Source organism: Acidaminococcus sp. (assembly GCA_022482815.1).
Taxonomy (GTDB): domain Bacteria; phylum Bacillota; class Negativicutes; order Acidaminococcales; family Acidaminococcaceae; genus Acidaminococcus.
Window position 1 is genome coordinate 1612164 of sequence record JAKVOM010000001.1, and the last position, 25915, is coordinate 1638078.

23 protein-coding genes and 1 tRNA gene are annotated in these 25915 nt (G+C 49.1%); 22 read left to right on the forward strand and 2 right to left on the reverse strand.

All coding sequences use genetic code 11. From position 1 onward, the window contains the following. The first annotated feature begins 18 nt into the window (after positions 1–18). The 5 genes from LKE33_07110 (at position 19) to LKE33_07130 (ending at position 6043) form a co-directional block, all read left to right on the forward strand. Positions 19–1749 (forward strand): response regulator, encoded by a 1731-nt coding sequence (locus LKE33_07110; GenBank protein ID MCH3950685.1) that lies wholly within the window; start codon positions 19–21, stop codon positions 1747–1749. A gap of 267 nt (positions 1750–2016) precedes the next feature. After that, the gene (locus LKE33_07115; protein MCH3950686.1) at positions 2017–3114 is read left to right on the forward strand and encodes a glutathione S-transferase C-terminal domain-containing protein; all 1098 of its coding nucleotides are present in this window, start codon (positions 2017–2019) and stop codon (positions 3112–3114) included. A 20-nt stretch (positions 3115–3134) separates the two neighbouring features. Next, positions 3135–4463: an MmgE/PrpD family protein gene (locus tag LKE33_07120; GenBank protein ID MCH3950687.1), complete on the forward strand. Its 1329-nt coding sequence runs from the start codon at positions 3135–3137 to the stop codon at positions 4461–4463. A 14-nt stretch (positions 4464–4477) separates the two neighbouring features. Next, positions 4478–5308 (forward strand): transporter substrate-binding domain-containing protein, encoded by an 831-nt coding sequence (locus LKE33_07125; GenBank protein ID MCH3950688.1) that lies wholly within the window; start codon positions 4478–4480, stop codon positions 5306–5308. 27 nt (positions 5309–5335) lie between these two features. Next, the gene (locus tag LKE33_07130; GenBank protein MCH3950689.1) at positions 5336–6043 is read left to right on the forward strand and encodes an amino acid ABC transporter permease; all 708 of its coding nucleotides are present in this window, start codon (positions 5336–5338) and stop codon (positions 6041–6043) included. 3 nt (positions 6044–6046) lie between these two features. Here the strand turns inward: LKE33_07130 and LKE33_07135 are convergent, their stop codons facing one another. After that, positions 6047–7294, reverse strand: coding sequence for an IS110 family transposase (locus LKE33_07135; GenBank protein MCH3950690.1), 1248 nt, complete (start codon positions 7292–7294; stop codon positions 6047–6049). Between the two features lie 246 nt (positions 7295–7540). On the opposite strand from LKE33_07135, the gene LKE33_07140 reads away from it, so the two are divergent. From LKE33_07140 to LKE33_07195, 12 genes are all read left to right on the forward strand, one after another. Further along, on the forward strand, positions 7541–8263 hold the full coding sequence (locus LKE33_07140) for an amino acid ABC transporter permease (protein ID MCH3950691.1): 723 nt from the start codon (positions 7541–7543) through the stop codon (positions 8261–8263). Continuing rightward, complete coding sequence (locus tag LKE33_07145) at positions 8260–9069, forward strand: amino acid ABC transporter ATP-binding protein (GenBank protein ID MCH3950692.1); 810 nt, start codon at positions 8260–8262, stop codon at positions 9067–9069. Before LKE33_07140 ends, LKE33_07145 begins: the two co-directional genes overlap by 4 nt. Beyond that, the gene (locus LKE33_07150; GenBank protein ID MCH3950693.1) at positions 9048–9533 is read left to right on the forward strand and encodes a GNAT family N-acetyltransferase; all 486 of its coding nucleotides are present in this window, start codon (positions 9048–9050) and stop codon (positions 9531–9533) included. The genes LKE33_07145 and LKE33_07150 overlap by 22 nt, the downstream gene beginning before the upstream one ends. 166 nt (positions 9534–9699) lie before the next feature. Then, positions 9700–10527 (forward strand): deoxyribonuclease IV, encoded by an 828-nt coding sequence (locus LKE33_07155; GenBank protein ID MCH3950694.1) that lies wholly within the window; start codon positions 9700–9702, stop codon positions 10525–10527. Positions 10528–10532: 5 nt separating this feature from the next. Beyond that, on the forward strand, positions 10533–11156 hold the full coding sequence (thiT, locus tag LKE33_07160; protein MCH3950695.1) for an energy-coupled thiamine transporter ThiT: 624 nt from the start codon (positions 10533–10535) through the stop codon (positions 11154–11156). A 193-nt stretch (positions 11157–11349) separates the two neighbouring features. After that, a tRNA-Arg gene (locus LKE33_07165) sits at positions 11350–11424 on the forward strand. A 163-nt stretch (positions 11425–11587) separates the two neighbouring features. Next, the gene (locus LKE33_07170; protein ID MCH3950696.1) at positions 11588–12013 is read left to right on the forward strand and encodes an acyl-CoA thioesterase; all 426 of its coding nucleotides are present in this window, start codon (positions 11588–11590) and stop codon (positions 12011–12013) included. Continuing rightward, positions 12007–12546, forward strand: a complete 540-nt coding sequence (locus LKE33_07175) for a hypothetical protein (GenBank protein MCH3950697.1) — start codon at positions 12007–12009, stop codon at positions 12544–12546. The genes LKE33_07170 and LKE33_07175 overlap by 7 nt, the downstream gene beginning before the upstream one ends. Continuing rightward, on the forward strand, positions 12539–13183 hold the full coding sequence (locus LKE33_07180; GenBank protein MCH3950698.1) for a coenzyme F420-0:L-glutamate ligase: 645 nt from the start codon (positions 12539–12541) through the stop codon (positions 13181–13183). Before LKE33_07175 ends, LKE33_07180 begins: the two co-directional genes overlap by 8 nt. 347 nt (positions 13184–13530) lie before the next feature. Then, entirely contained in the window at positions 13531–14127 is a 597-nt protein-coding gene (gene rdgB / locus LKE33_07185) for an RdgB/HAM1 family non-canonical purine NTP pyrophosphatase (protein MCH3950699.1), read from the forward strand. Beyond that, positions 14124–14606 carry a metallophosphoesterase gene (locus tag LKE33_07190; protein MCH3950700.1) on the forward strand — a complete coding sequence of 161 codons (483 nt, stop codon included), beginning with the start codon at positions 14124–14126 and terminating at the stop codon, positions 14604–14606. The genes rdgB and LKE33_07190 overlap by 4 nt, the downstream gene beginning before the upstream one ends. Positions 14607–14639: 33 nt before the next feature. Beyond that, complete coding sequence (locus LKE33_07195; protein ID MCH3950701.1) at positions 14640–15890, forward strand: NADP-dependent malic enzyme; 1251 nt, start codon at positions 14640–14642, stop codon at positions 15888–15890. A gap of 1295 nt (positions 15891–17185) precedes the next feature. Here the strand turns inward: LKE33_07195 and LKE33_07200 are convergent. Further along, a complete protein-coding gene (locus tag LKE33_07200) occupies positions 17186–18586 on the reverse strand; it encodes a PLP-dependent aminotransferase family protein (GenBank protein MCH3950702.1) in 1401 nt (466 codons plus the stop codon). 135 nt (positions 18587–18721) lie between these two features. Here LKE33_07200 and LKE33_07205 point away from each other — a divergent pair, with 135 nt between their 5' ends. The 5 genes from LKE33_07205 (at position 18722) to LKE33_07225 (ending at position 25865) form a co-directional block, all read left to right on the forward strand. Next, positions 18722–19522, forward strand: coding sequence for a PhzF family phenazine biosynthesis protein (locus tag LKE33_07205; GenBank protein ID MCH3950703.1), 801 nt, complete (start codon positions 18722–18724; stop codon positions 19520–19522). A 317-nt stretch (positions 19523–19839) separates the two neighbouring features. Next, positions 19840–21066: a class I SAM-dependent rRNA methyltransferase gene (locus tag LKE33_07210; protein MCH3950704.1), complete on the forward strand. Its 1227-nt coding sequence runs from the start codon at positions 19840–19842 to the stop codon at positions 21064–21066. Between the two features lie 20 nt (positions 21067–21086). After that, positions 21087–21425 (forward strand): hypothetical protein, encoded by a 339-nt coding sequence (locus LKE33_07215; protein ID MCH3950705.1) that lies wholly within the window; start codon positions 21087–21089, stop codon positions 21423–21425. Positions 21426–21608: 183 nt separating this feature from the next. Beyond that, positions 21609–23012, forward strand: a complete 1404-nt coding sequence (gene mgtE / locus LKE33_07220) for a magnesium transporter (protein MCH3950706.1) — start codon at positions 21609–21611, stop codon at positions 23010–23012. Between the two features lie 216 nt (positions 23013–23228). Next, positions 23229–25865, forward strand: coding sequence for a calcium-translocating P-type ATPase, PMCA-type (locus LKE33_07225; protein ID MCH3950707.1), 2637 nt, complete (start codon positions 23229–23231; stop codon positions 25863–25865). Positions 25866–25915: the final 50 nt, after the last annotated feature.

Below are 25915 nucleotides of genomic sequence, written 5' to 3' on the forward strand. Positions count from 1 at the left end.
ACGGGGAGGCACGAAACCATGAGTACAATTCAAAATTGGTACCGCGGCTTTACGGCGTACGCGGCCACGGATGCAGGGAAAATCGGTCTCTGGAATTATGCAGTCATACTGATCTGTGCTCTCGTTATCTGTGTGCTGATTCTGCTGATACTGTATTCTTTCCGTACCAGGCAGATGCGGCGTGAACGCGGTATCAAGTACCGTATTTCCAAATTGATTTCTTATCTGTGCACTGCCTATGAGTCCGTCCAGGAAGTGGACTGGAAACACCAGACGACGTCCCGCTTTTTCTGTGATGGGACAAAGGTGCTGGTAGAACAGCGTAAATTCGGCTCTGTTGCAGATCTTCTGGGCGAGTTTCATCCCGGCGATCTGGTGCGCTATTCTCCGGAAAACCTGCGCGTCGAATTTGAAAAAGCGATGAAGACATGCGGTATGTTCGAATTCTCCGCCCGCATTAAGGGCAAGGATGGAAACTATCAATGGATGTCTTTCCTCGTGCAGGGTGTCCGCAAGGACAAGACCCACAACCGGAATTTCCTTCTCCTGGAACACCGCATTGATGATCAAAAGAGCCAGGAAATGGAACGGCGCGCACAGCTGAGTGTGGCAATGAGTCAGGCCCGCGATGACGCGGAAGCCAAGGGCCAGTTTATGGCCCGCATCAGCCGCGATACGAAGGAAGCCTTGAATTCCATTATGGGCTATCTGACCCTGGCCGGTGAAGAAGAAAATGTTGACCAGCGCAAGGGTTATGTCCGGGACTGCCAGGAACAGGTTCGCTATCTGCTGAATGTCCTTGGGGATGTCATTGATCTTTCCGCTATGGAAAATGGCACACTGGCCCTGCAGAAAGAACCGTTTGAACTGGATACTGTACTGGAACGACTGCGTTCTCTCTTTAGTCAGGAAGCACAGAGCCGCGGCATTACCTTTGAGTTTAAGACGGAAGAGGCTGAGCATCTGACGCTCATCGGTGACCGGCTTCGCTTCGAACAGGTCATGATGAATCTGCTTTCCAATGCGATGCTTTTCACTGAGAAAGGCTCTCGTGTGGGCTGCACCCTGCGCCATAAAGATCAAAAGGGACGGAAAACCATTCTGGAGATTGCTGTGGAATGCGATGGAAAAGCGATTCCGGAAGATATGCTCAACAAGGTGTTCCTGCCCTTTGAAATGGCTTCGCAGTTCGAAAAATCTTCTGTTCACGGCGGACTGGGCCTCATGGTTACGCACAACCTTGTCCATGTGCTCGGCGGCCTGATTAAGGCTGACAACAATGAGGGCAAAGGAATTCGCTTCCTCGTGGAACTGCCTTTTGGCAGACAGAAGAAAAAGAGCGGTGCCGCAGGCGGAAAAGATTTTACGAGCGGCAAGCGCCTGCTCGTGGCTGAAGATAATGACCTGAGTGCACAGGTCATCGAAAAACTGCTGGATTCGACAGGCTTTATCCTGGACCGCGCAAACGACGGCAAAGAAGCCTGTGAGAAATTTGGCAGCAAACCAGCTGGCTATTATAGTGCTATCCTGATGGATCTGGATATGCCGAACGTCGATGGCTGCGAAGCGACGAGGCTGATTCGTCTTTCCGACCACGCTGATGCCAAGAAGATTCCAATCCTTGCCATGACGGAAAACGTACTCTCCGAAGATGTGGCCAAGGCAATTGAAAGCGGCATGAACGGTCAGGTGACAAAGCCAATCGATAAAGCGCAGCTTTTGCAGACGCTGAAAGGGTTTGTGGAATAAGAGACGCAGGTCGCGTCACAGAAAATAAATAACAGGAGTTGTGAGGAATTTACGATGCGTATTTTCTTCACAGCTCCTGTTTTTTATTACTTTATACCGCTCTGCCGAATACAGGACTAAATGCCATACGCCAGATGCTAAAGGCGCTTTAATAATAACGATATTATTTATGAAAATTTTTGATTGACAAATTATACTAAAGTGCTATGATATAGGACATAAACTTAAATCATAGAAAAATTATAGGAATTAAAAGGAGTGAACAAGATGAGTTTTGCAAAAGATCCTGAAATTGCAGCGGAATGGAAAAAGGTAACGGTCAAGAAAGCCATGAACCCTTGCCCCATTGATTTTTCCGAGTTTCATTCCAGTAATCCCCGTGCCCATACGGTTCAAAAGGAATATGAAGGACAGGACCATTCCAACTTCAATCGCCGTCAAAAATATGCTGACGACGAGGAGCCGCAGTTTACAACGCCCTTTGGTGAAGGACCGGGTTTTCTTCCCGTGGAAGCCGGACGTTATCGGTTGATTTGGTCCCGCCATTGTCCGTGGGCTCACAGGATTGCCATTGCTATCGATCTTTTGGGTCTGGATCACGTGATTTCCAAAGGGGTTGTCGATCCGCTGCGTCCTGCTGGTGTCGTTGGGGATTGGTTCTTTACCCTTGACCCCGATGGGGTTGACCCTGTTTTGAAGGTCCACTCCCTGGGGGAATGCTATCGTAAAGGCAACCCTCATTATGATCAGCGCAGTACCGTTCCTGCCATTGTTGATATTACAACGGGCGCTGTTGTCAATAACGACTATCACGATTTGACGACGGAACTGGAAACGGCTTGGAAAAAATTCTTTCGTCCCGACGCACCGGATCTCTATCCAGAAGCCCTCCGTGACGATATTGATGCCCTCAATGACATCATTTATGCCGACGTCAATCTTGCAGTAAATCTGGCAGCTCTTGTTACAAGCCAGAAGGATTATGAATTCTATTACAATAAAGTCTTTGACCGTCTGGACTGGTTGGAAAAACGGCTCAGTACGCGGCGCTATCTGTTTGGAGATACCATTACCGATTCTGATATCCGTCTTTATGTTACACTTGCCCGTTTCGATCTTGTGTTCTATCAAAAATATTATGTGAACAAAAAACGGCTCGTGGATTACCCCAATCTTTGGAACTATGCAAAGGATCTTTATTCCATTCCGGCCTTTGGAAAGACTACGGATTTTGATTCCATGCGCAAGCGCTTTTATTATGTAGACCACACGCCTTTTGAAGATTTTCCGCGCATTGTTCCTAAGGGACCGGATATGTCAATTTGGGAAGAACCCAATGACCGGGCGGCCAAATTCGCCAAGTAAAAGCTGCAGGAGAGGAAACCATGGATGAAATTACGGAAACTATTGTCCGACTCATCAAGGAAACGGACCTGACCCATCGGGAAGATCTTTTGCTGGAAGCAAAAAGAGCTTTTTTGGACTACCTTGCTTCCCTTTATCGGGCGGCGGGGCGGCAAAAAGTAAAAGCTGCGGCGCACTGGGCCCAAGGGTTCCCCGGAAAAGGTCTTATGGTGGGGCAGAAGGGAACCAGTCACCCCATCTTTGCAGCATTCTATAACGGATTTGCTTCCCATTACCTTGATCTTGATGATGCCCAGTCAAACATTGCCGGCCATTTCAGTACCGTTCTTTTTTCCGTACTCCTTTCCGTCATAGCGCCGCAGCAGCCCGTCAAAGCGTTCTTAACCGCTTATGTTGTGGGTGCTGAATTGGAAGGTCTTTTGGGGAGTCTTGTCAATCCCGAACATAAATGGCAGGGCTGGCATTCCACAGGGACCTTGGGCCCTCTGGGCGGGGCCTGTGCCCTTGCCAAATGGGCTGATCTTGACCTTCATGAAACAGCGCAGCTCTTATCCCTCTGCGCCAGCCAGTCCGGAGGTCTGGGTCTTCAGGCAGGCAGTGACGGCAAACCGCTTCATTCAGGCTTTGCCGCAAGAAATGCGGTCTTTGCTTATGACCTTGTGACAACTGTCGGACTTTCTGCCAGGGAAACACCTTTCAATCCCCAAACGGGGTGGCTGAAGACATTTTCGGCACCGACGGCAAGTGCTGAATTTTTTGAGTCGGCCTGGCTCAAAAAAGGGCAGCTCCTCGATCCCGGATTATGGATGAAGACACATCCTTACTGCAGTGCCGCCATTTGCGGAGAAGCCGCCTGTAAGAAGCTATGGCAGCAAGGCATCCGGCTGGATGACTTGCAGGAAATCGTCTTTCACTTTCCGCCTGGCGCGGATAAAGCGCTTCGCTATGAAGCACCTGAGACGGGGACGGAAGGAAAGTTTTCCATGGAATACGTGGCTTATCAAGTTTTAACCCAAGGGTGCGTAGAAGACGGATTCTTTGATTTAGAAAAGGTACCGGAAGCCTTCACAAAAACCTTACCCCGAATGATACGGAGCCGTGACCTGCCGCGTGTCCCAAAGAGTGTGCGCAGGATTGTTGTAACGGCCCGGACAAAATCGGGAGAGGTTATCACTGCGGAAGAATCAGCGCCGCCAGGATCGCCCAACCGGCCCTTTACTGAGGAAGAATTATTTGAAAAATTGGCCCTATCAAAGGATGAAAAGTGGGCTAACGCCATTATGAACCAAACGAGGAATTGGCCTAATGGGACCATGGAGCCCCTCTGGCCGCTCCTGAGTGTGGAATAAGGAGAGGAAGTATCATGAATACAAATCGAGTAAAAAAGTGGATTGCTGCCTTGACCATCATCGCTGCTGCAGGCGCATTGGCTGGCTGCGGAAGTGATAAAAAGGAAGGGAGTGTCCCTCAAAAGGAGGCCCAAAAGATTGTGGTAGCTACCCGTGGAACGGCAAAGCCGTTCACCTATACGGATGATAAGGGAAACCTCACCGGTTATGATGTGGAAATCCTTAAGGAAGTGGAACGCCGCGATCCAAGCCTGCAATTTGAATTTAAGGCCATGGCTGTCGACGCCGCCATTGTTGCCATGAACTCCAAACAAGTCGATGTCATCGCTAATCAGATGCGGCGCAATCCGGCTCGGGAAGGAAAGTACCTTTATACGAATGTCCCCAATAACTATACGGCTCGGAAACTCGTTGTCAAGGAAGGCCGCACGGACATCAAGACCCTCGATGACCTTAAAGGAAAGAAAGTGGCCATCACGGCAAATTCTGAGTTCCGTGATCTCATTAACGACCTTAACAAGAAAAATGGCAATGCCATTGAAGCCATTTACAGCGATAAGGGATCAGCCGAAAACCTGAATCTCGTAGCGACGGGAAGGGCAGATGCTGCCGGAGAATATGAATATGTCGTGGATGCGGCCCGAAAGGACAAGAATCTCCCGGTTGTCTCTGTTGGCCCTGTCATCCAGTCCGTTCCGACCTACTTCATGTTTCGCAAGGATCCGAAGCTTGAAACGGCCATCCAAAAGATTGATAAGGTGCTAAAGGAAATGCAGGCAGATGGCACCTTGAAAAAGCTCTCGGAGCAGTACCTTGGCAAGGACTATACCGTTCAACCAAAATAAAGAAATAAGGAAAGGAGTGAAACAAAAATGGGAAGTTATTTCAGTTCAGCCTATATGCTTGCCTCGCTGCCCAAATTGGCAGGATACCTTTCCGTAACGCTCTTTGTGACGCTCCTATCCGTTGTTCCAGGACTCATTTTGGCAGCACTTCTGGCAGTATTGAAGGATCAGGGATCGCGAATCGTGAGCGGCTGCTATCGGGTCTTTATTTCCTTTATTCGCAGTACGCCCTTTATCGTCCAGCTTTTTGTAGTCTATTTTGGCGTTCCTCAGCTCCTTGCCGGTGTGGGAGTGGATGTGTCCAATCTGCCGCCCCTGCTTTTTGTTTTGGTAATTTTTGCCCTCCATGTTGCCGGCTATGGAGCGGAAATCCTGCGTGGGAGCCTGGCGGCCATCCAACCGGGGGAAAAAGAAGCGGCTGCCAGTTTGGGTATGACCAATGCCCAGATTTATCGGCGCATTGTTCTTCCCCAGGCTTTTGTGCTTTCCATTCCGCCCCTTGTGAATGAAGTTATCAGTACTCTTAAGGGTACTGCCTTGATTTTTAATGTAGGCATTGTAGATGTCATGCGTCAAGCTGAACTCATGGGCGGTAATTCCCAGCGGTATCTGGAACTTTACGTGGATGTAGCCATTCTCTATGGTGCGATGATCTTTGCCATTACCTTGATGGGACGGGCCCTTGAACGTCATTTTCGGATTTCGGAAGACGCCTTGGCAGTGATAGGAGACTAACTATCATATGTCAAGTGCAAAATCCTGTGAATCGGAGCCAGTATTTATCTGCCTTTGAAGCATTAATTGAGCAGGTGTTTTGTATGGGATTCCTCTCGTTTGAAGTGCATAGATTAGACGTACTAACTTTTTAACTACGTGAGAGATTGCTATATAGAAATGTTTTCCTTCGCTTAATTTCTTTGCCAAATATTCTTTGTAAGCTGGTTCATTTTGGCAGACGAATCTTGCCGCATTGAAGAGAGCATGACGTAGATATCGTGATCCTCTTTTCTCCATATGGGCACTCGGTCCTATTCCACTCCGCCGGCCTGACTGGTTCTTAGAGGGCGCAAATCCGGCATAGGCCAGTATCTTGTCGGGGGAGGAAAATCTGGAGAAATCCCCAATTTCTCCTAAAATTGCGGACCCTGTAGCAATACTAATCCCAGGGATTGTAAGTAACGGTTCTTTACGTTCCTCTAACAGTTTTTTAATTCTGGACTCAACTTTTTGAATTTGTTCGTTTTTTACCTCAATATCGTGTATTGTTTCCACTACATTAATTTCAGTAGATATATCGCTTTTGCCCAGACCTACGGAATGCCTTGCAGCGTTACGAATCTGCTCAGCCAGATCCATACTTAACCTGCCTTTGGATGTTTTGTAGATAATTTCTTTCATGTGTTTCAAATTTGCGTTCGCCATTTTCTCGGGAGTGGGATACTCCTTAAGGAGAGCGTGAGCGGTAGCAGAATCCAGGTTTATGTACTGTGGAAGTTCAGAAAAGCTAGTATCAATTATACGGGTAAGGGTTTGCTTTTTTAGAGACCGTTCATGAACCCATCCAAAGCGAGTCCTGGTTAGTGACTTCAAGACTTTATTGTGGTATTCTTGGGGTACGTAGGGCTTGAGGTCTAAATCGGACATAAGTATGCAAGCAATGAAGTGTGCGTCAATGCGATCGGTTTTAGTTTTGCGAAGGCTATGACTCTTTCTGTATTGATCCGTCAGCAGAGGATTGAGAACGCAGGTTGCTAGGCCATTGTTCAACAGGAATCTGGTGATGTTCACACTATACTCTCCGGTGGCCTCCAGCCCTGCTTTTATATTTTTTACCGATTGATTGTAGGAAAAAATTCGCTTTAGCAGGTGGTCATAACCATTCCGGGTATTGGGGATCGTGAATTCCTCGTAGTCGTCCTTATGCTCAGAATCAAGGATGCAGCAGTCGTGTTTGCTCTTAGATACATCAATTCCAACGTAGATCATAAAAAGACCTCCTCAAAGATAAAGATATGATGCTGAGTCCACAAACTCTTTGCCATGTATCCTTGTTCTATATAAACCGTCTGGCGGTATCTAACTTATTAACATCGCTGCAAAGAGCTGTGGTCGGAATCTCCATAAAACCGTTTATCGGTAGGAGGACATTAACCAATCCACAGCATCTTTTACAGTGTAGCACTTTATCCCCAAAAGGAGGTAAAGTCCTTATTCATATGATACAAGGAGAACATGAATAGTACAGCCTTTTTTGATCCATCCTATATTGTCTCAGGCCTTATCTATATTTTTCCTTATCTCAAAGTGACCTTGGGCCTGACCGTCAGCAGTGTTTGCCTAGGGGCCCTATTAGCCCTGTTGTGTGCTTTTTTTGAAATCCGCCGGGTCCCTTTCCTTAAGGAACTATCCGCTCTTTATGTCCTGATCTGCCGCAGCTTGCCGAATATGGTCCTGCTCTATCTTGTCTATTATGGACTGCCCATTTTTGTCATGGCCATGGACCAGGAAGGGGTATTCCATTTTCCTGTGGAAAAAGTGACGGCTCTCCAAGTAGCTGTTTTGGGGCTCACACTCCATACCGGAGCGTATCTGACGGAAATTTTCCGGGCAGCCTATGAGTCGGTCCCGGAAGGACAGAAAGAGGCAGCTAAATCCATTGGGATGACAGGGTTTCAGGCCTTTTTCCGGGTCATCTTTCCTCAAGCTGTGACGGTGGCACTGCCCATGTTTGCCAACCAGTTTCTTTCGACAATGAAAAGTACAAGTATCGTCTTTGTCATCACCGTGGTTGAGCTCTTTGGAGCGGCCAAACTGTTCAGCGAAGACAGTATGCGCTATTTTGAAGCCTATGTAGCAGTGGCCATCCTTTATTGGATTATGGGCATCGGATTTGAATGTCTTTTTGGGAAGATGGAAGTCAGAAGCAATCGGTTTAGAAAGGGGAATCCAGCATGATCCGCGTTGAACACGTTGAAAAAAGCTACGGAAACCGGCCGGGCCTAAAAGATGTCAGCCTTGAGGTTCCAACAGGCAGTGTGACAGTCATCATAGGTCCTTCGGGGAGCGGGAAAACGACCTTCTTGAGAACTATCAACTTTTTGGGTCCAGCCGATAAAGGAACCCTTCAGCTCGATGAGGAACCTATCATTGATATGAAGCGGGCCAGCAAAAAAGAAATCCTTCATGTCCGCCGCAATACGGCCATGGTCTTTCAGCTCTACAATCTTTTTTCCAACATGACTGTTCTCCAAAACGTCATGGAAGGGCTTGTGACAGTCCAGAAAATAGCTAAAAAAGAAGCTCGCGAAAAAGCTATCGCCTGCTTAAAACAAGTTGACATGGAAGAATACCTGAACGCCTATCCCATCCAGCTTTCCGGCGGCCAGCAGCAGCGCGTCGGCATTGCCCGCGCCCTTGCCATGAATCCCAAGGTCATCTTGTTTGATGAACCGACGAGCGCCCTGGATCCTGAAATCGTGGGAGAAGTACTTTCCGTGATTCGAAAGATTGCCTCAAAACTTAAGATTACCATGATCATTGTGACACACGAGATTGCCTTTGCGCGGGAAGTGGCCGATCAAGTCGTCTTTATGGAAAATGGCTATATCGTGGAACGGGGAAGTGCCCAGGAAGTTCTTGCCCATCCAAAGGAAAAAAGAACCCGTCAGTTTCTTAGCCGGTTCCTGGCGCCTCAGTGCCTTTCCTGTGGGGAAATGGAAGCCAAAAAGGAGGCATCCCTATGGACGAATACCGCCTCTTAAATAAAGAAGATGGGGACGCTTATTTTGATGTACTCCATCGAAGCTATGAAACCGACAGACCTTATCAGCTTTCCTTTGACGCTATGGATGAAACGCGGGAAGAGGCGGCACAATGGCTTCAGGAAGAGCCGACCTTCGGCCTTTTTGTGGACCATAAGCTTGTGAGTGCCATTTCCCTGCGTATGCCTTGGGGGCATCATCCAGGCCCCTTTGGTGTGCCCCATATTGGACACTTCATTACAGACCCTGAAAAGGCGCATCAAGGAAACGCCACAAAACTCCTTCATTATGTAGAAACGGAAATTTTAAAAAAACTGCTTCGTGTGCCTGCTGTGACCCTTGGCACGGCCAAGAGCCATCCTTGGCTCGCAGCGATGTACCGCCATCTCGGTTTTACGGAAATAGGCGAAAAACAGCTCCCTGGGAAAAAGCATGTGACCGTCTATTTCAAAAAAGAACTGTAAGGACCCAGTCCTTGCAGTCTTTTTTTATGCCCTCATTCAAATTGTCATTTGCCATTCTCTTAAAGAAGGTAGCTGCTTGCACGATTGTACTGTCCACTTCCTATTGAGTTTGGTATAATAAAATAATGTGCGAAATTTATATCCTCATGTAGAAAGGAATTTTAATATGCTTCATATCGGATGTCATTTATCTTCTTCCAAAGGCTTTGCGGCAATGGGCAAGACCGCACAGTCCATCGGTGCAGATACTTTTGCCTTTTTTACCCGCAATCCCCGCGGCAGTAAGGCTAAACCCATTGATCCCAAAGACGTGGAGGCGTTTAAGACGCTTTGGACAAGTCCTGTGCCCCTCGTGGCCCATGCGCCTTATACGCTGAATGCTTGCTCTACTAAGGAAGAGGTGCGCACTTTTGCCAGAGAGACCATCGCGGATGATTTGCATAAAATGGAAGCGGTACCCGGAAATTATTACAACATGCATCCGGGCAATCATCTGCAGCAGGGAGCGGAGACGGGTATCGCGTTCATCGCAGACTGTCTGAATCAGGTGATGTGGGAAGAACAGTCCACGATTCTGCTGCTTGAAACGATGGCCGGCAAGGGAACGGAAGTAGGGCGTACTTTTGAAGAAATCGCTGAACTGCTGTCCCGCCTTAAGGTACAGGAGAAGGTCGGCGTCTGCCTTGATACGTGCCATATCTGGGACGGCGGTTACGATATTGTGCATGACCTTGACGGAGTGCTTACCAAGTTTGACCAGGTAATTGGCCTGAAGCGCCTCAAAGCGGTGCATTTGAATGACAGTAAAAATGTGCTGGGTGCCCATAAGGACAGACACGAAAAAATCGGGGAAGGGCAGATTGGATTCGCGGCACTGAGCCGTGTCACAAATCACCCGGCCCTGAGAAATCTGCCGTTTATCCTGGAAACACCGAATGAACTGTCCGGGTATGCCGCAGAAATCAAACGGCTGCGGGATGCTTTTGAGGAGTAATTATAATGGAAAAAATTTTTGCGGGACTGGCGGCACTGTCAGCCCATCCGACGGCACTCATTTCTATTCTGGCAGTTCTCTTTTTGCTTCTCGCCCTCCTGAAAATGAGAAAAATCCGCCTCACGCCTTATCAAATGGCTTGTGCCGGTATCATGCTGGCTCTCTCGGTGCTTTTGACGGCTTTCCCTTTTTACCAGATGCCGAACGGAGGCAGCGTGACCCTTGGCGGGATGCTGCCGCTGATGCTCATCGGTTTCGCCTACGGGCCGGAGGTGGGGATGTTTACAGGTTTTACCTACAGCATGATCAACCTCATGATGCATCCCTTTATTCTGCATCCGATTCAGGTGCTGCTCGATTACCCGCTGCCCTTCATGGCACTTGGACTAACAGGATATTTCAGGCAGCGTAAACTGACTGGTATGGTTTTTGCCGTGGCCGTGCGTCTTTTGTGTCACTTTCTTTCGGGTGTCATTTTCTTTGGCTCGTACGCACCGGCCGGAACGAGTGTCTATGTCTATTCTCTCGTGACCAATCTGACCTATCTGGCACCGAACCTTGTCATCTGTCTGGTGCTCTATAAACTGCTTCCCATGGACCGGTTTGTCGGCATTATGAGAAGGCAGTAAAGAAGGGGAATGAAGAAAGATAAAAAGGCGCTTTTTTCATTTGGCATTTCGCATTTAGCCGTGCCTTTGGCAGAACGGTTAGTGGGATAGTGTGCAGTGGTTAGTACAATGGGCGACCCGCGGACGGCGGGAAGAAGTCGATTTTTCTTGAGAACTTCTTCCATTTATGCTATAATACTATCCGTTCAGTAATACGCCTGTAGCCCAGTGGATAGGGCAACGGCCTCCGGAGCCGTGTGCGGCGGTTCGATTCCGCCCAGGCGTACCATATTGGAATTGACCCCATGAATCGCTGCTGCGTTTTATGGGGATTATTATTGTACAGATAAAGATAAAAGTTGCTTTTGCAGTCTTTTTCATGAATGACTTTTTTCTTTTTAGAAACGTGCTATAATGAGAAGGCTGCAAACTATACGTAAGGAGTATTTCAGATGGTCACATTGACGGAGCGGGTACGCTTCTATGAAACGGATCTGATGGGTGTGGTTTATCATGCCAATTATTTCCATTGGTTCGAAATGGGCAGAATCGCTTATCTGCGTCATGGAGGAATCGATCTTAATAAAATGATGGAAGATGGGTTCGTCTTTCCGGTAGTGGACGTATCCTGTCATTATCGCCAGTCGGCCCGCTTTGATGATGAAATCATCATTGAAACCACGCTTCTGTCGTGCAGCAAAGTGAAGGTCGTTTTTTCGTATGTGCTGCGCCGCAAGGCAGACAACGCGGTACTCGCCGAAGGCAGGAGTACCAACGCCTTTACTACGCCGGAAGGCAAGGTAGAGCGGCTCAGTGAAAAGTATTATCAGAAGTTACAAAATTTGATGGAAGAGGAGAGGAACAAAGAGGCATGCTGAATTTTATTTACCTGATTCTGGGGCTGTGTGTGCTGGGAGCTATCGTTACAATCGTATATGCTTTCCTGGTGCCGACCGACAATACGCACGTTTGTGTGGAGGAAAAGACACCGCTGCAGCTGGAATCGATGGACAGTGAAAAAGCAATATTTTCTTTCACGGTTCCTGTACGCAATACGAGCAATCAGATTGCTGCCGTGACCGATGCGTTCGTGAGACCCTACCTGCCGCAGGAACAATTTCCTAACGCATATTGCACGGGCAATCTGGAAAGATCCAATGCCCGTCGTGATGACCACTATTTCGAAGCTTACATTATGAATCCGAATACGGTGGCGACCCTTGTCGTTACGCTGACGTTTATGGCACGCAACGGCAAGAGAATCCAGGACGTACTCCGCCATATGGTGGATATGGACGCCTGCATTTATATTACCGGTGTCGGCCGCAAGGCTCATTATGTAAGAAAAGCTTTTGTCACGATTTATGGCGATGAGGTCGCAAAACTTGTAGGAGGTGCTTACAATGGCTGAGAAGTATGAAATTCTTCCGATTCCTACAAGAATTCTGACCGTGCATGATAATATTGTCGATGCTATCAAGGAATTTGGCGGCGACAAGATTGGCCCGCGCGATGTGGTATGCGTCGCAGAAAGTGTGGTAGCTATCACGCAGAATCGTGCTATCCGTCCTGAAACGCTGAAAATCGGCTTTGTCGCCAAGGTACTTTCTCAGCTCTTCCCTGGCTGGGGCAGTATTTCCAACTGGAGCGCGATGCAGTCCCTGATCAACGAAGAAGGTACTCCCCGCATTCTCTTTGCTTTCGTCGTGGGTGCCGTTATGAAAATCTTCCACAAGCCGGGCTGGTTCTACCGTCTGGGCGGCGAACAGGCACGTCTGGTAGATGATATTACGGGTACGATGCCTCCGTATGATAAACATATCGTGCTGGGACCGAAAAATCCAAACCGTGTGGCTCAGGCCATCAAAGAAGGTACCGGCTGCTTCGGAGCTACCGTTGCCGACGTCAATGACCTGAAACGGTCCTGCGTCATCGGCTGCACGAAAGGCGTTGACCCTCGCCTCGTAGAAAAGATCCTGATTGACAATCCGTTCGGGAATGCCAGCCAGAAGACGCCGATCTGCGTTATCAAAGATTATATCCGCTAAGTGAAGAGCTAAGAGCTGCTGCAATTTTTGCGGCAGCTTTTTTTGTTTATGCCGTCGTCTACTTGACAGGAGCAAACCGAGGACGATTTGGAGTAAGCAGAAAACTGGCTGTTGTTTGTATCCTATCTCAAGAATCCGCCAATGCAGATGCCCGCACGACGGTACTAACCACTTTTTCACTACCCACTGTCCACTTTTCTTTCTATACAGCAGAGCTAAATGCTAAAGGCCGAATGCTAAAAGCGCATTTTTATCCTGTCCTGCCATCAGCCTTCAACGATTTATGACTGGATTTATTCCCTATAAATGGGGTACAATATAGATTATGAAAGTTGGTGAATAGAAACATGCAGGAAGTGGAAGTCGTTATTGCTACCCACAATCAGGGAAAAATGGAAGAATTCAAGACCCTGATGCAATCCCTGGGTTTGTCATTTACATGTTTGAACGATTATCCTCATATCGAGGAACCGGAAGAAACAGGCCGTACGTTTGCGGCCAATGCCCGTCTGAAGGCTGTCTATTATGCCAAGGCACTGAACAAGATTTGCCTCGCTGATGATTCCGGTCTGGAAGTCCTGAGCCTTAAAGGCGCCCCCGGGGTTCGCTCCGCCCGTTATGCCGGCGAAGAAGCAACCGCGGAAGAAAATAATGAAAAACTGCTCAATGCTATGAAAATGCAGGTAAGAAGAAACTGCCGTTTCTTCTGTGCCCTTGCCGTGGCCACGCCGGAAGGAAAGATTATGGCGGAATCGGCCGGTATTTGTGAAGGTATTCTGCTTCACGAGCCTCACGGCACGAACGGCTTTGGTTATGATCCGCTGTTTTGGTCAACGGAACTGCACAAACCGCTCGGCGAAGCGACCATGGAAGAAAAGAATGGAATCAGCCACCGCGCGAAAGCTATCCGGAAGCTGGTCAATCAGTGGAGAAAGAAAAGATGAGAATCGGTGTCATCAGTGATACGCATGGCAGTATGAAAGCCATTGACCGGGTGGTAGAGGCGGCCGGTAAAGTAGACCTTTGGTTTCATGCCGGGGACTACAGCCAGGATGCCCCATATCTCGAGGAAAAGGCCGGGGTGCCTGTGTATACGGTCTGCGGAAACTGCGATATCTATGAAGGCCGCGGTCCGGTAGAACTAGTCACGAAATTGGAAGACTTTACAATTGCCATGGTTCATGGCAACCGCTACGCCTATGGGTCTCATTTTGACCGGCTGATTTACTGGGCCGAGGAGAAAAAGGCCGATGTGGTCATTTTTGGCCATATTCACGTGCCAGTTAATATGGAAACGGACGGCATCCTGGTAGTTAATCCGGGCAGCGCTGCCCGTCCCCGCAATAAGATCCCGACTTATGGGATCCTGACGCTGCTTAAAGGCAGGAAACCTGCTTTTGAGGTTTGTACAATCGAAAAATAAAAGTCTTTGACTGCGGATGGAGGAGGAAATACAATGGCAGATACTCAAAAATTAAATGAAGAGGCCTTAAAGATGCATGCCGCCAATCACGGCAAGCTGGAAACTCACTGCAAAGTACCTCTGGAAGATGGTCATGATCTGGCTATCGCTTATACGCCCGGCGTCGCCGCACCGTGCCTGAAAATTAAAGATGATCCGAAACTGTCCTTCGAATACACCTGGCGGGGCAATGTAGTCGCCGTCATCACCGACGGTACCCGTGTCCTCGGTATGGGAGATATCGGACCGGAAGCGGCAATGCCTGTCATGGAAGGCAAGTCCGTCCTGTATAAGAAATTTGGTGACATTGACTCTATTCCTATCTGCATTGATACCAAAGATCCCGACGAATTCGTAAATATCGTTGAAAAACTGCAGCCTTCCTTCGGCGGCGTCAACCTGGAAGATATTTCTTCCCCGAAATGCTATCAGATTGAAGCTGAACTGATTAAGCGCTGCCATATTCCTATTTTCCACGATGACCAGCATGGTACGGCTATTATTGCCTGCGCCGCCGTGATGGGAGCCCTGCGCTATGTCAAGAAGGACATTACTTCTGTGAAGTGTGTCGTAAACGGCTGCGGTGCTGCCGGCTCTGCCATTGGCAAACTGTTGTATCATCTCGGTGTCAAAGATTTGATTATGATCGACAGTAAAGGCGCAATCTACGAAGGACGTCCTGGCAGTATGGATATGGCCAAGACCTATCTTGCCGGCGTGACCAATAAGGGAATGTACAAAGGCGACCTGGCCGGTGCTGTAAAGGGTGCTGACGTACTCATCGGCGTTTCCAAGCCCGGTGCCATTACGCAGGATATGATCCGTTCCATGGCAGATAAAGCCATTGTCTTTGCCATTGCTAACCCGGTCCCTGAAATTTCCTATGAGGATGCCAAAGCTGCCGGTGCTGCTGTCGTAGGTACGGGCCGCAGTGATGCACCGAACCAGGTCAATAACGTCTGCGTCTTCCCGGGTATGTTCCGCGGCGCACTAGACGTTCGTTCTTCCGCAATCACGGAAGAAATGAAAGTGGCTGCTGTTCATGCCATTGCCGGTTTGATTGAGGACAAAGACCTGCGTGAGGATTATGTGGTTCCTGATGCCTTTGACCGCCGTATTGTACCGGAAGTAGCTGCTGCGGTAGCTAAAGTTGCTATGGATCAGGGCATTGCCCGTGTAAAACGCGATCCGGAAGATATTAAGAGGGAAGCGGCTGCGAGGATTGATAGGAACTGGAATGCATGAGTTTTGAAGAATTGAATATGTAACTTTTACGCCGTCGAAACTTGAACCTATGAGAGGTGGTTTCGACGGCGTTTTTTTCGTACGACAGACTGCTTCACGGTTAGTTTGGGTTGACGCCTCAGCCCCTATGTTCGTCGGCTGGCCTCCTCAGCGCCGGGGCTGAGCTCACATTAAGGAACTCGATTCCGTGTCTTGCAGAATCCAAGCCCAATCACTGTGTCAGAAAGGTTTGCAAGCTGGTCGACGTACCCAAAACCGTACGCCTCCCAGCTGCAGGCCTTTCTTCCTTGTGCTTGGACTCGTCTTGCAGCAATCCACAAAATCGAGAATGAAAGCTGTTCTTAAAACGTAGAAACTACTACTCATAAGAAGATAGATTCAGAAAATGTAGCTATTACGCTTAAGCATAAAGGCTGGCATACCACCATGCATTCTCCCTGCGTCACGAATACTTTGGGGTGACGCCTCAGCCCCTATGTTCGTCGGCTGGCCTCCTCATCGCCGGGGCTGAGCTCACATTAAGGAACTCGATTCCGTGTCTTGCAGAATCCAAGCCCAATCACTGTGTCAGAAAGGTCTGCAAGCTGGTCGACGTACCCAAAACCGTACGCCTCCCAGCTGCAGGCCTTTCTTCCTTGTGCTTGGACTCGTCTTGCAGCAATCCACAAAATCGAGAATGAAAACTGCTTTTGAAATATAGAAAGTACTGCTCACGAGAACGAGAGCATAATTTCAGAAATTAGTTATTACGTTTCGGCAGAGCTAAGTAATATACAGAGGCACGAAGTTTGGTCGGGGTATCAAGTGTGGTTTCCTCTGTAGTGTCAATGCGTCACGATTACCTCAGGTTGACGCCTCAGCCCCTATGTTCGTCGGCTGGCCTCACGAACGCCGGGGCTGAGCTCACATTAAGGAACTCGATTCCGTGTCTTGCAGAATCCAAGCCCAATCACTGTGTCAGAAAGGTCTGTGAGCTGGTCGACGTACCCAAAACCTTAAAAACCGCTGGTCGCCGGTCGCTTGTCGCAAGTCGCTCGTGGAAGTCAAATTGACATGACAATTTGGCCTGAATAAAAAACATCTGCAGTCCAGATTGGTGAACTGCAGATTTTTGTATGTGCACTTCTGGCTGTACTATGCAGACGCGGATCGCTGGTCAAACGATAGGAGGCAAACCATAAATATTTTGCATTGAATGAAAATCTAACTATTATCTGTAATCTATATTCAAGAATCCGCCAAGGCTGATGCTCGCAAGATTGTACTAGCCACTGCCCACTAATCACCAGCCACTTCTAGTTTTCAACCATACTCCCCTCCAGGTAATCTTTCAAAATTTGCAGTCCTTTCTTTAGTCGGTGCACATTTCCGGCAGAGCAGAGGGCGACACGGAGATATTTTTCACCGTTTTCGCGTGTCACGGCAAAGCGTTCGGAATGATAGATCCTGACACCTCGGTCAAGCAGCTCCTTTTCTGTTTTGAGGAAGGGACGGTTCGTACCGATGGGAAGCCAGCGATAGTAGCAGGGCGCTGTTTCGAACCCCGGGAAAAACTCGGTGAAAAGGCGGCTGGCTTCGACGGCCCACGCGGCCTTTTTGCGGGCAATTTCATAGGCACTGCCGTTTAAGATGAGCTCGCTGATGATTTCCGCATCAAGGGAGGAGGTTTTGATGTTGATATTGGAGATACCGTGGCTGATGGCTCCTTTGAGTGCCGGCGGAAAGGACATGAAGGCAATCCGCAGCCCCGGACACAAACTTTTTGTCATACCGCAGATATAGACAGAATCGCCTTTTAGAAGGTCATGAAATGAGGGCAGAACGGGCAGGCCGGACGCCGCAAAGAGCCAGGTGGAAATATCGTCCTCGATGAGTATCAGCTTCTGCCGTTTGATGACGGCGGCCAGCTCTTTTCGCCGCGCTTCAGAGATGGTTATCGTCGTCGGATTTGCACAGGTCGGGATGAGATAGATCCCCTTGAGCGCGTGCAGGCGGCAGCTTCTTTCCAGGGCATCGGGCCGCATCCCTTCCTTGTCGCCGGGAATGGGGACGAGGACGAGATGGAACATGTGGGCGAGCTCGATAAAATTAGAATACGTATAGGGATCGACGGCGATTTCATCACCCGGTGAAAAAAGCGAAAGCAAAGCGACGGTGAGCGCATTCTGGGCGCCTGCACAGATGGCCATGTGCGTTGGGTCGCTGTATACTTTGAGCTGCTCTATCCAGCGGGCACCGGCAGCAAGCTGGTGAGGATGCCCGAGCGGGTAGGAATACTCGTAGAGGCTTCTCAGATAGCCGCGTTCGATGACGGTACGTGTCGCTTCTTCCACAGGAAGACTGTACTCGCTGAAGCCGTTGACGGAACCCATTTCAATGGTGTCCTGCCGGCTTTCGGGAACGGCTATTGTCACATCTTCTGCCGGATGCGCGGCGACGAACGTTCCCTTGCCGGTCACGCCGTAGATGAGGCCCTTCTTGCGGCAAAGATCGTAAACCCGTGTTATTGTCGTATAGTTGAGATCCAGATAGTCGGCGATTTCGCGCTGGGGCGGCAGTTTTGTTCCGGCTTTGAGCTCGCCGCTGTGGATTTTCTCCTCGAGGTCAAGGGAAAGCGATTTATAATAAGGAACCGTGAGTTTTGTCTTGTCCGGTTTCCAACTGAGAGGGTAGTGGTCAAAAGAATTGACAGGCATGGAAAAGTCCTTTCTATACTCATGAGTGACCCGATATACACTCGTCATGAAATTGTTGTACATACAATTTTAATATTGTATGTATTATGGCATACGGGTACAATAGAGTCAAGTGAAGGACAGGAGGTTTTACCCATGAAAAAAATCATCAAACAATATAACGTCGATGCTTTTTCGGATACCGTGTTTGCCGGCAATCAGGCTGCCGTCTGCATTCTTGATGAATGGCTCCCGGAAGATATCATGAAGAAAATGACTGCTGAAAATAATTTCTCCGAAACTGCTTTCGCCGTATGTGAGGGCGGAGACCGCTACCATCTGCGCTGGTTTACGCCGGCTGCGGAGATTGAGCTTTGCGGCCATGCCACACTGGCCACGGCTTTCGTGATTATGACAATCCTGAAACCGGAATGCAGTAAAGTCGAATTTGACACTTTGAGCGGTCTTTTGACGGTAACCAAAGACGGAGACCTCTTTACGCTGGACTTCCCGTCCAATACGCTGAAGCCCGTGGAAATCACGGAAGATTTCGTAAAGGCTATCGGCGTAAAGCCGAAGGAAGTGTACCTTGGTGATGATATGCTCTGCGTTCTCGATAATGAAGACGAGGTGCGCAGCGTAGTACCGAACCAGGAAGTGATTGCCAAACTGGACGGCGTCTGTTTCCATATCACCGCTCCAGGTAAGGACTATGACTGCGTGACGAGAACCTTTGCTCCAAAGTGCGGCGTTTACGAAGATCCGGTCTGCGGCCGGGCGCACTGTCACGTCATTCCTTACTGGGCAAAGAAGATGGGCAAAAATGATATTAAAGCCTTCCAGGCTTCCAAGCGCGGCGGTGAACTGTACTGCCGTTATGCCGGTGACCGTACCTACATCAGCGGCAAAGCGACCCTCTTTGCAGAAGTGACCGTTCATTTGGAAACGGTATTATAAAATCACTGAGCCATTTATGAGCATACTTTGAAATAGAGCTGATAAGCTGTCGAAACTTTAACCTTTAACAGGCTGGTTTCGGCAGCTTTTTTTCCTACCCGGAGGTTCGCTATCTGCTGCTAACGGCTATCTGCTGCCTGCAAACTGCCTCAGGTTTTACCTGATAATCTGGCCGCACGATTGTACTAACTACTTCTCACTAACCACTTTTGCTTCTATTTTTATTTTCTTGTAAAATTTACCATCTCTTAAGTGAATAATAGCCTTTGGTATGGTACAATAATTACATATTTGAGAAATCATAAAGGAAGAGCATCATGCGTGAATATACAAGAGCAACTATCACGAAAAAAGGCGAAAAAATGGCCCGCGGCGGTCATCCATGGGTATTTGCCGACGAAGTGGAACAGCTCGACGGTCCCTATGCAAACGGGGATCTGGTCGATGTGGTCAGTGAAAAGGGCAAATACATCGGCACCGGTTTTATCAACGATCATTCCAAGATTCGCATCCGCATTATTTCGATGAACGCTAACGATAAGTTTGACGCGGCGTTTTTTGAAAGACGGCTGCGCTACGCCGTCGATTACCGGAAAACGGTAATGCCCGGACCGGATTTTCGCTGCTGCCGCCTGATCTTTGGCGAAGCGGACGGATTCCCGGGTCTTACGGTGGACCGCTTTGAAGATGTGCTGGTGGCCCAGGTCCTGAGCCTTGGTATCGAGCAGCGCAAAGAAGAGATTTTTACGCTGCTTCTCAAGATTCTGCGCGAAATGGGCGAGAACATCAAAGGCATCTACGAACGCAACGATGTTAAAATCCGTGAGCTCGAGGGCATGACGGAAAATAAGGGTATTGCCGCGGTGGAAGGCAGCTCGCTGACGGAAAAAGACCTTCACCCGACGATTGTGGAAAATGGCCTGAAGTATCACGTCAATGTCGTGGATGGACAGAAAACGGGGTATTTCCTCGACCAGAAATATAATCGCCTGGCTGTGGCACGCATTGCAGCGGGCAAAAAGGTGCTCGACTGCTTCACCCATACGGGTGCCTTTGCCCTCAACGCGGCAAAGGGTGGGGCAGCTTCCGTGACGGCTGTCGATATTTCCGAGGAGGCCCTGCGCCAGGCAAAGGAAAATATTGCTCTGAACGGTTTTGAAAAGGTGATTACAACGGTCAAGGCAAATGTGTTTGATTACCTGACTGATCTCGAAAGCAAAAAGCAGCATCCTTTTGATTTTATCATTCTGGATCCGCCTGCTTTTACCAAATCCGGTCAGACCGTGAAAAACGCATTCCGCGGTTATAAGGACATCAACTTCCGGGCCATGAAACTGCTGCCGCGCGGCGGCTATCTGGCTACTTGTTCCTGCTCGCACTTTATGCGCGAAGACCTTTTTGTCAAGATGCTCAAAGAAGCAGCACACGATGCTTCCGTATCGCTGCGTCAAATTGAAGGAAGGCAGCAGGCACCGGATCATCCGATCCTTTATTCCGTGCCCGAAACGGATTACTTGAAATTTTATCTGTTCCAGATTGTTTAATAAAAGTGAGGGAATAAAAAATGACAATGAAAAAATTGTTTACTATGCTGGCAGCAGCCCTTGTGGCAGGCCAGACTCTGAGCTTTACCCTGGGATCTCATCCGGCTGACGCTATGTCGACGGAACAGCGGTATCATGAATCCCGCATCGTCATGTCTACGGTTCACGATAACACGCCTTTTTATGCTGAACCGAACAAAGGTGCACTGACGCTGGGATTCTATCCGAAAGGAACCCTGTTTGTGCCTATCAACCAGTCCCGCAATTTGGAGGAAGCCAAGACCTACAACCTCGTCATTCGTTTTGACGGTGCTGTCGGCTGGGTCTCCTCGGATGATGTCGTGCTCAGCAAGCGCTGATTGTCCCGGAAAATATAGCTGTTATCGTCGTTCCGTCCGGAGGAGCGGCCGGGACGAGGTGAGTATCACTTATTTTCCCTATACGAAAGATTTCCGTCCGGGAAAATAAAATATCAAGGGAAGCGCAGTAAAGAAAGCTGCCGGAGGCAGGTGTGTTTCCTGGAAGAAAGGGGAGGGCTTCGCATGGAAGAAGAAAAAGAAATCAAGGCCCAGGATGAAGAAAAGCAGGAACAGCTCGAAGAACAAGTCGAAAATGAACTGACATCTGCTCTGGGACGGCGTGACGAGAAAGCTGTTTCAGAACTCTTGGAGGAAGCCCACCCGATAGATATTGCTATTGCCCTGGAAGAAGTGACAGACAGCGATATCCTCTTCCTCAACCAGCTTATTTCTGCCGAGCAGATGGCTGACATCATCGAACAGGCCGATGAAGACCTTCAGGTCCGCATCATGAATCTCCTCGATATCGACCGTATCCTCGGTGTGTTCCAGCACATGTCCAAGGACGATATCGTCGATATCCTCGGCAATATGCCGGCTAACCGCCGCAAAGACCTGGTCCGTCTGATGAAGACGAGTGACCAGACAGTCATCCGGAACCTCTTAGGCTATCCGGAGACGAGCGCCGGCGGTATCATGACCACCGAATATATTTCGATGCGCAGCACCCTGACGGTCAGCCAGGCTCTGGAAAAAGTAAAGGAAATTGCACCGCGCACGGAAGAAATCAACATCCTTTATATTACGAACGAAAAGAAGCAGCTCATCGGAACGGTGTCCCTGCGGGAACTGCTTGTTGCCAAGAACTATGACAAGCTCCAGGATATCATGGAAGATAACGTCATTTCCGTGGAACCGGAGACGGACCAGGAAGACGTTGCCCGTATCGTATCTAAATACGACCTGCACGCCATTCCTGTTGTCAACAAGAGAAAAGGTATCATTGGTATTATTACGGTCGACGATATCATCGATGTCATCGAAGAAGAAAATACCGAAGATATCTTAAAATTAGGCGGTGTCAATAAGGAAGAAGACGTCGACAGCACCATTGTCGAGTCCGTTAAGATGCGTCTTCCGTGGCTCCTGATCAATCTGGTCACTGCTTTCCTTGCTTCCGCTACGGTTTCCATGTTTGAAGATACGATTTCCCAGGTTGTAGCCTTGGCAGCAGCCATGCCGATTGTAGCCGGCATGGGCGGCAACGCGGCGACCCAGACGTTATCCGTCGTCATCCGCGGTATTGCCATGGGGGATATTACTCTGAAGGATAATAAAAAGCGGATTATCAAAAACGTTTGTGTCGGCTGTATCAACGGCATCATCAACGGCTGTATCGCCGGGGCCGTGGTGACAGTCATGTATCACAATGTGTATCTTGGTATCATCATCTTTATCGCAATGATCTGCAACTTGATGATCGCTGCCTTCGTCGGTTACGTAGTGCCGGTAGTCCTCAAGGCCCTCCATGCGGATCCGGCCGTGGCTTCCAGCATTTTCATCACGACCTTTACGGATGTCTGTGGTTTCTTCATCTTCCTGGGGCTTGCTAAACTCTGCCTGCCTCTCCTGCTTACGCAAGGATAATTTTTATGAAAGAGATTTCCAAAGAGCCCTCCACGACCGAATTTGATCTGGCAGCGGGCTCTTTTTGTTCGAAAATTGGTATTAAAACGTAACTCTTTTGGCAAATTCACTTCGTAAATTCTACAAAAATGTTACAAAATAAGATTAACTTTCTTTGAAGTGTGAAATAATCCATGTTATAATATTCCCATATGTGAAGAAGGGAGAGACTTATTGTTGAAAAAAGAGATTTTGGGACTGACCACAAAAGAAGCGGAAGCTTCCGGTAAGCGGTTTGGCTATAATGAACTTTCTAAGCCGGCGCAGGAGACGCTGTGGGATAAGTTCAAGGACAATTTGAAAGATCCTATGATCCGCATCTTGATTGTAGCGCTGCTCATCAATGTGGTGTTTGCTGCTACGGGCAATGCGGATTGGCTTGAAACCATCGGCATTTTTCTTGCTATTATGGTCGCAACATTGGTCAGTACGTACTCGGAGTATTCCAATGAGTCTGCTTTCCAGAAATTACAGGAAGAGGCATCGCGCATCGTCTGCAAGGTCATCCGTGACGGTAAGCCACAGGAAATCGGAATCCAGGAAATCGTGCGCGGCGATGCCGTGATTCTGCAGGCTGGGGACCGTATTCCTGCCGATGGTTTTCTGCTCGATGGCTATATTAAAGTGGACCAGTCCGTGCTGAACGGTGAAAGTGAAGAAGCCACTAAACGGCCGCCGGAAGAAGGCCAGATCCTTGATATGGCCAAGGTGGATTTCCTCAATCCTCATTTTGTGTACCGCGGTTCCGTGGTGCTCGAAGGGGAAGGTGTCATGCACGTAGAAGCGGTCGGCGACCATTCTGTGTATGGCAAGCTGACGCAGGAACTCAAGAGCAACGAGCGGCCGAGCCCGCTGAAGCATAAACTTTCTGTTCTTGCTGCGATCATCAGCCGTCTTGGTTATACCGGCGGTGTTCTGATTGCCCTGGCGCTCATGCTGCACAAGATCCTTATGGCACCGAGCTTTGAGTTTTACATGTCAAACGGTACGCTGGTGCTGCACGACTTGATGGAAAGTATCATTCTCGGCGTCATCATTATTGTCATGGCAGTGCCGGAAGGACTTCCGCTCATGGTGGCACTTGTTTCTTCTCTCAATATGAAGAAAATGCTGCACGATAACGTCCTCGTCCGGAAGCTTGTCGGTATCGAAACAGCCGGCAGTTTGAACATCCTCTTTACGGATAAGACAGGAACCATTACCAAGGGCAAGCTGGAAGTCACGACGTTCGTGACCGGTGACGGCAAGGTGTATACGAATTTTACCGATTTGCCGGAACCGATTCGGAACGTGACCTACGCCAACTGCCTGATGAATACGTCTGCCACGGTGAGTGACGGTCGGATTATCGGCGGCAATATGACGGAAACTGCTCTCAGCCGTTATCTGGGTGATTTTACGATGGACCTGCCGCTGACGCGGGAGTATTTCGTGCCGTTTAATAGTACCAACAAGTACTCCTGGGCTCATGTGGTCGGGGATGACGTAGATTTATGTCTTATCAAGGGGGCTCCGGAAAAACTGCTTCCGGCAACAGAAACTTATTATGACAATGCAGGTAAAAAGCAGCCTTTTACGGCAGATATGAAGCGTTCCCTTGATGCTACGATGCTGGGCTTTGCCGAAAAGTCCATCCGCATGCTCGGGTTATTTTCCCGTGCCGGCATGATTGCCGGGGATAAGGTTCCGGGCAACGGTCTCACGCTGATCGGTATCCTGGGCATCCGCGACGATGTCCGTCCGGAGTCGGTGAAAGCGATTGCAGAGGTGCACCGCGCCGGTATCCAGGTTGTTATGATTACGGGCGACCGGAGAGAAACGGCCATGGCAATTGCCAAGGACGCAGGAATCCTGAGGGAACCCGATGATATCGTATGGACGAGCGATGAACTTTCCCAGATGAGTGACGGTGACATCAAAAAGCAGATCAGTCACCTTCGTGTGGTTGCCAGAGCCCTTCCGACGGATAAATCGCGCCTCGTGCGCATTGCCCAGGAGATGGGCCTTGTCGTCGGCATGACCGGCGACGGTGTCAATGATTCGCCGGCCCTCAAGAAAGCCGATGTCGGCTTTGCTATGGGCAGCGGTACGGAAGTCGCGAAAGAAGCCGGGGACATTGTCATCCTGGATGATAACTTCCTCAGCATCAAACAGGCCATTCTGTACGGCCGTACGATTTACAATTCCATCTGCAAGTTCATCGTCTTCCAGCTGAGCATCAACTTCTCGGCGGTTGCGGTTAACCTCATTGCACCTTTCATTGGTATTGAGCATCCGCTGACAGTGATCCAGATCCTGTGGATCAACCTCATCATGGATACGCTGGCAGCCCTGGCGTTCGGCGGCGAACCGGCCCTTCCCGAATACTTGAACGAAGCGCCGAAGAGCCGCAGTGCTCCGATTGTCAGCCGTCCTATGTTCATCAAGATTCTGATAGGCGGCGGTTATATGACGTTCCTCAGCCTGCTATTCTTCCTGTGGGAACCGTTGTGGCACTTGTTTCGTCCGGGACCCCATCATATTTACCTCTACACAGGTTATTTCTGCACTTACGTATTTATGGCTGTCTTCAATGCCTTTAACGTTCGTGTGGATTCCATCAATATCTTTGAACATCTAGGTGCCAACAAAGGCTTCCTGCAGATCAATATCATGATCATCGTCATTCAGGTTATCATGACACTGATTGGCGGCAGAATCCTGCGGGTACGTCCGCTGCTTCCCAGGGAGTGGATGGCAGTACTGCTCATTTCCCTGTCCATCATCGTGGTGGGGACTATTTTCAAGGCAATTCTGCGCGGAGAAAGAAAATAATTGGAAAAATGGCTGCTGCACCACGCAGCGGCCTTTTTCACGATTATACG

Excerpts from the sequence above, each read along its gene's own strand:
- LKE33_07110 (MCH3950685.1), top strand. The coding sequence starts at position 19 with ATGAGTACAATTCAAAATTGGTACCGCGGCTTTACGGCGTACGCGGCC.
- LKE33_07115 (MCH3950686.1), top strand. The coding sequence starts at position 2,017 with ATGAGTTTTGCAAAAGATCCTGAAATTGCAGCGGAATGGAAAAAGGTA.
- LKE33_07120 (MCH3950687.1), top strand. The coding sequence starts at position 3,135 with ATGGATGAAATTACGGAAACTATTGTCCGACTCATCAAGGAAACGGAC.
- LKE33_07125 (MCH3950688.1), top strand. The coding sequence starts at position 4,478 with ATGAATACAAATCGAGTAAAAAAGTGGATTGCTGCCTTGACCATCATC.
- LKE33_07130 (MCH3950689.1), top strand. The coding sequence starts at position 5,336 with ATGGGAAGTTATTTCAGTTCAGCCTATATGCTTGCCTCGCTGCCCAAA.
- LKE33_07135 (MCH3950690.1), bottom strand. The coding sequence starts at position 7,294 with ATGATCTACGTTGGAATTGATGTATCTAAGAGCAAACACGACTGCTGC.
- LKE33_07140 (MCH3950691.1), top strand. The coding sequence starts at position 7,541 with ATGAATAGTACAGCCTTTTTTGATCCATCCTATATTGTCTCAGGCCTT.
- LKE33_07145 (MCH3950692.1), top strand. The coding sequence starts at position 8,260 with ATGATCCGCGTTGAACACGTTGAAAAAAGCTACGGAAACCGGCCGGGC.
- LKE33_07150 (MCH3950693.1), top strand. The coding sequence starts at position 9,048 with ATGGACGAATACCGCCTCTTAAATAAAGAAGATGGGGACGCTTATTTT.
- LKE33_07155 (MCH3950694.1), top strand. The coding sequence starts at position 9,700 with ATGCTTCATATCGGATGTCATTTATCTTCTTCCAAAGGCTTTGCGGCA.
- thiT (MCH3950695.1), top strand. The coding sequence starts at position 10,533 with ATGGAAAAAATTTTTGCGGGACTGGCGGCACTGTCAGCCCATCCGACG.
- LKE33_07170 (MCH3950696.1), top strand. The coding sequence starts at position 11,588 with ATGGTCACATTGACGGAGCGGGTACGCTTCTATGAAACGGATCTGATG.
- LKE33_07175 (MCH3950697.1), top strand. The coding sequence starts at position 12,007 with ATGCTGAATTTTATTTACCTGATTCTGGGGCTGTGTGTGCTGGGAGCT.
- LKE33_07180 (MCH3950698.1), top strand. The coding sequence starts at position 12,539 with ATGGCTGAGAAGTATGAAATTCTTCCGATTCCTACAAGAATTCTGACC.
- rdgB (MCH3950699.1), top strand. The coding sequence starts at position 13,531 with ATGCAGGAAGTGGAAGTCGTTATTGCTACCCACAATCAGGGAAAAATG.
- LKE33_07190 (MCH3950700.1), top strand. The coding sequence starts at position 14,124 with ATGAGAATCGGTGTCATCAGTGATACGCATGGCAGTATGAAAGCCATT.
- LKE33_07195 (MCH3950701.1), top strand. The coding sequence starts at position 14,640 with ATGGCAGATACTCAAAAATTAAATGAAGAGGCCTTAAAGATGCATGCC.
- LKE33_07200 (MCH3950702.1), bottom strand. The coding sequence starts at position 18,586 with ATGCCTGTCAATTCTTTTGACCACTACCCTCTCAGTTGGAAACCGGAC.
- LKE33_07205 (MCH3950703.1), top strand. The coding sequence starts at position 18,722 with ATGAAAAAAATCATCAAACAATATAACGTCGATGCTTTTTCGGATACC.
- LKE33_07210 (MCH3950704.1), top strand. The coding sequence starts at position 19,840 with ATGCGTGAATATACAAGAGCAACTATCACGAAAAAAGGCGAAAAAATG.
- LKE33_07215 (MCH3950705.1), top strand. The coding sequence starts at position 21,087 with ATGACAATGAAAAAATTGTTTACTATGCTGGCAGCAGCCCTTGTGGCA.
- mgtE (MCH3950706.1), top strand. The coding sequence starts at position 21,609 with ATGGAAGAAGAAAAAGAAATCAAGGCCCAGGATGAAGAAAAGCAGGAA.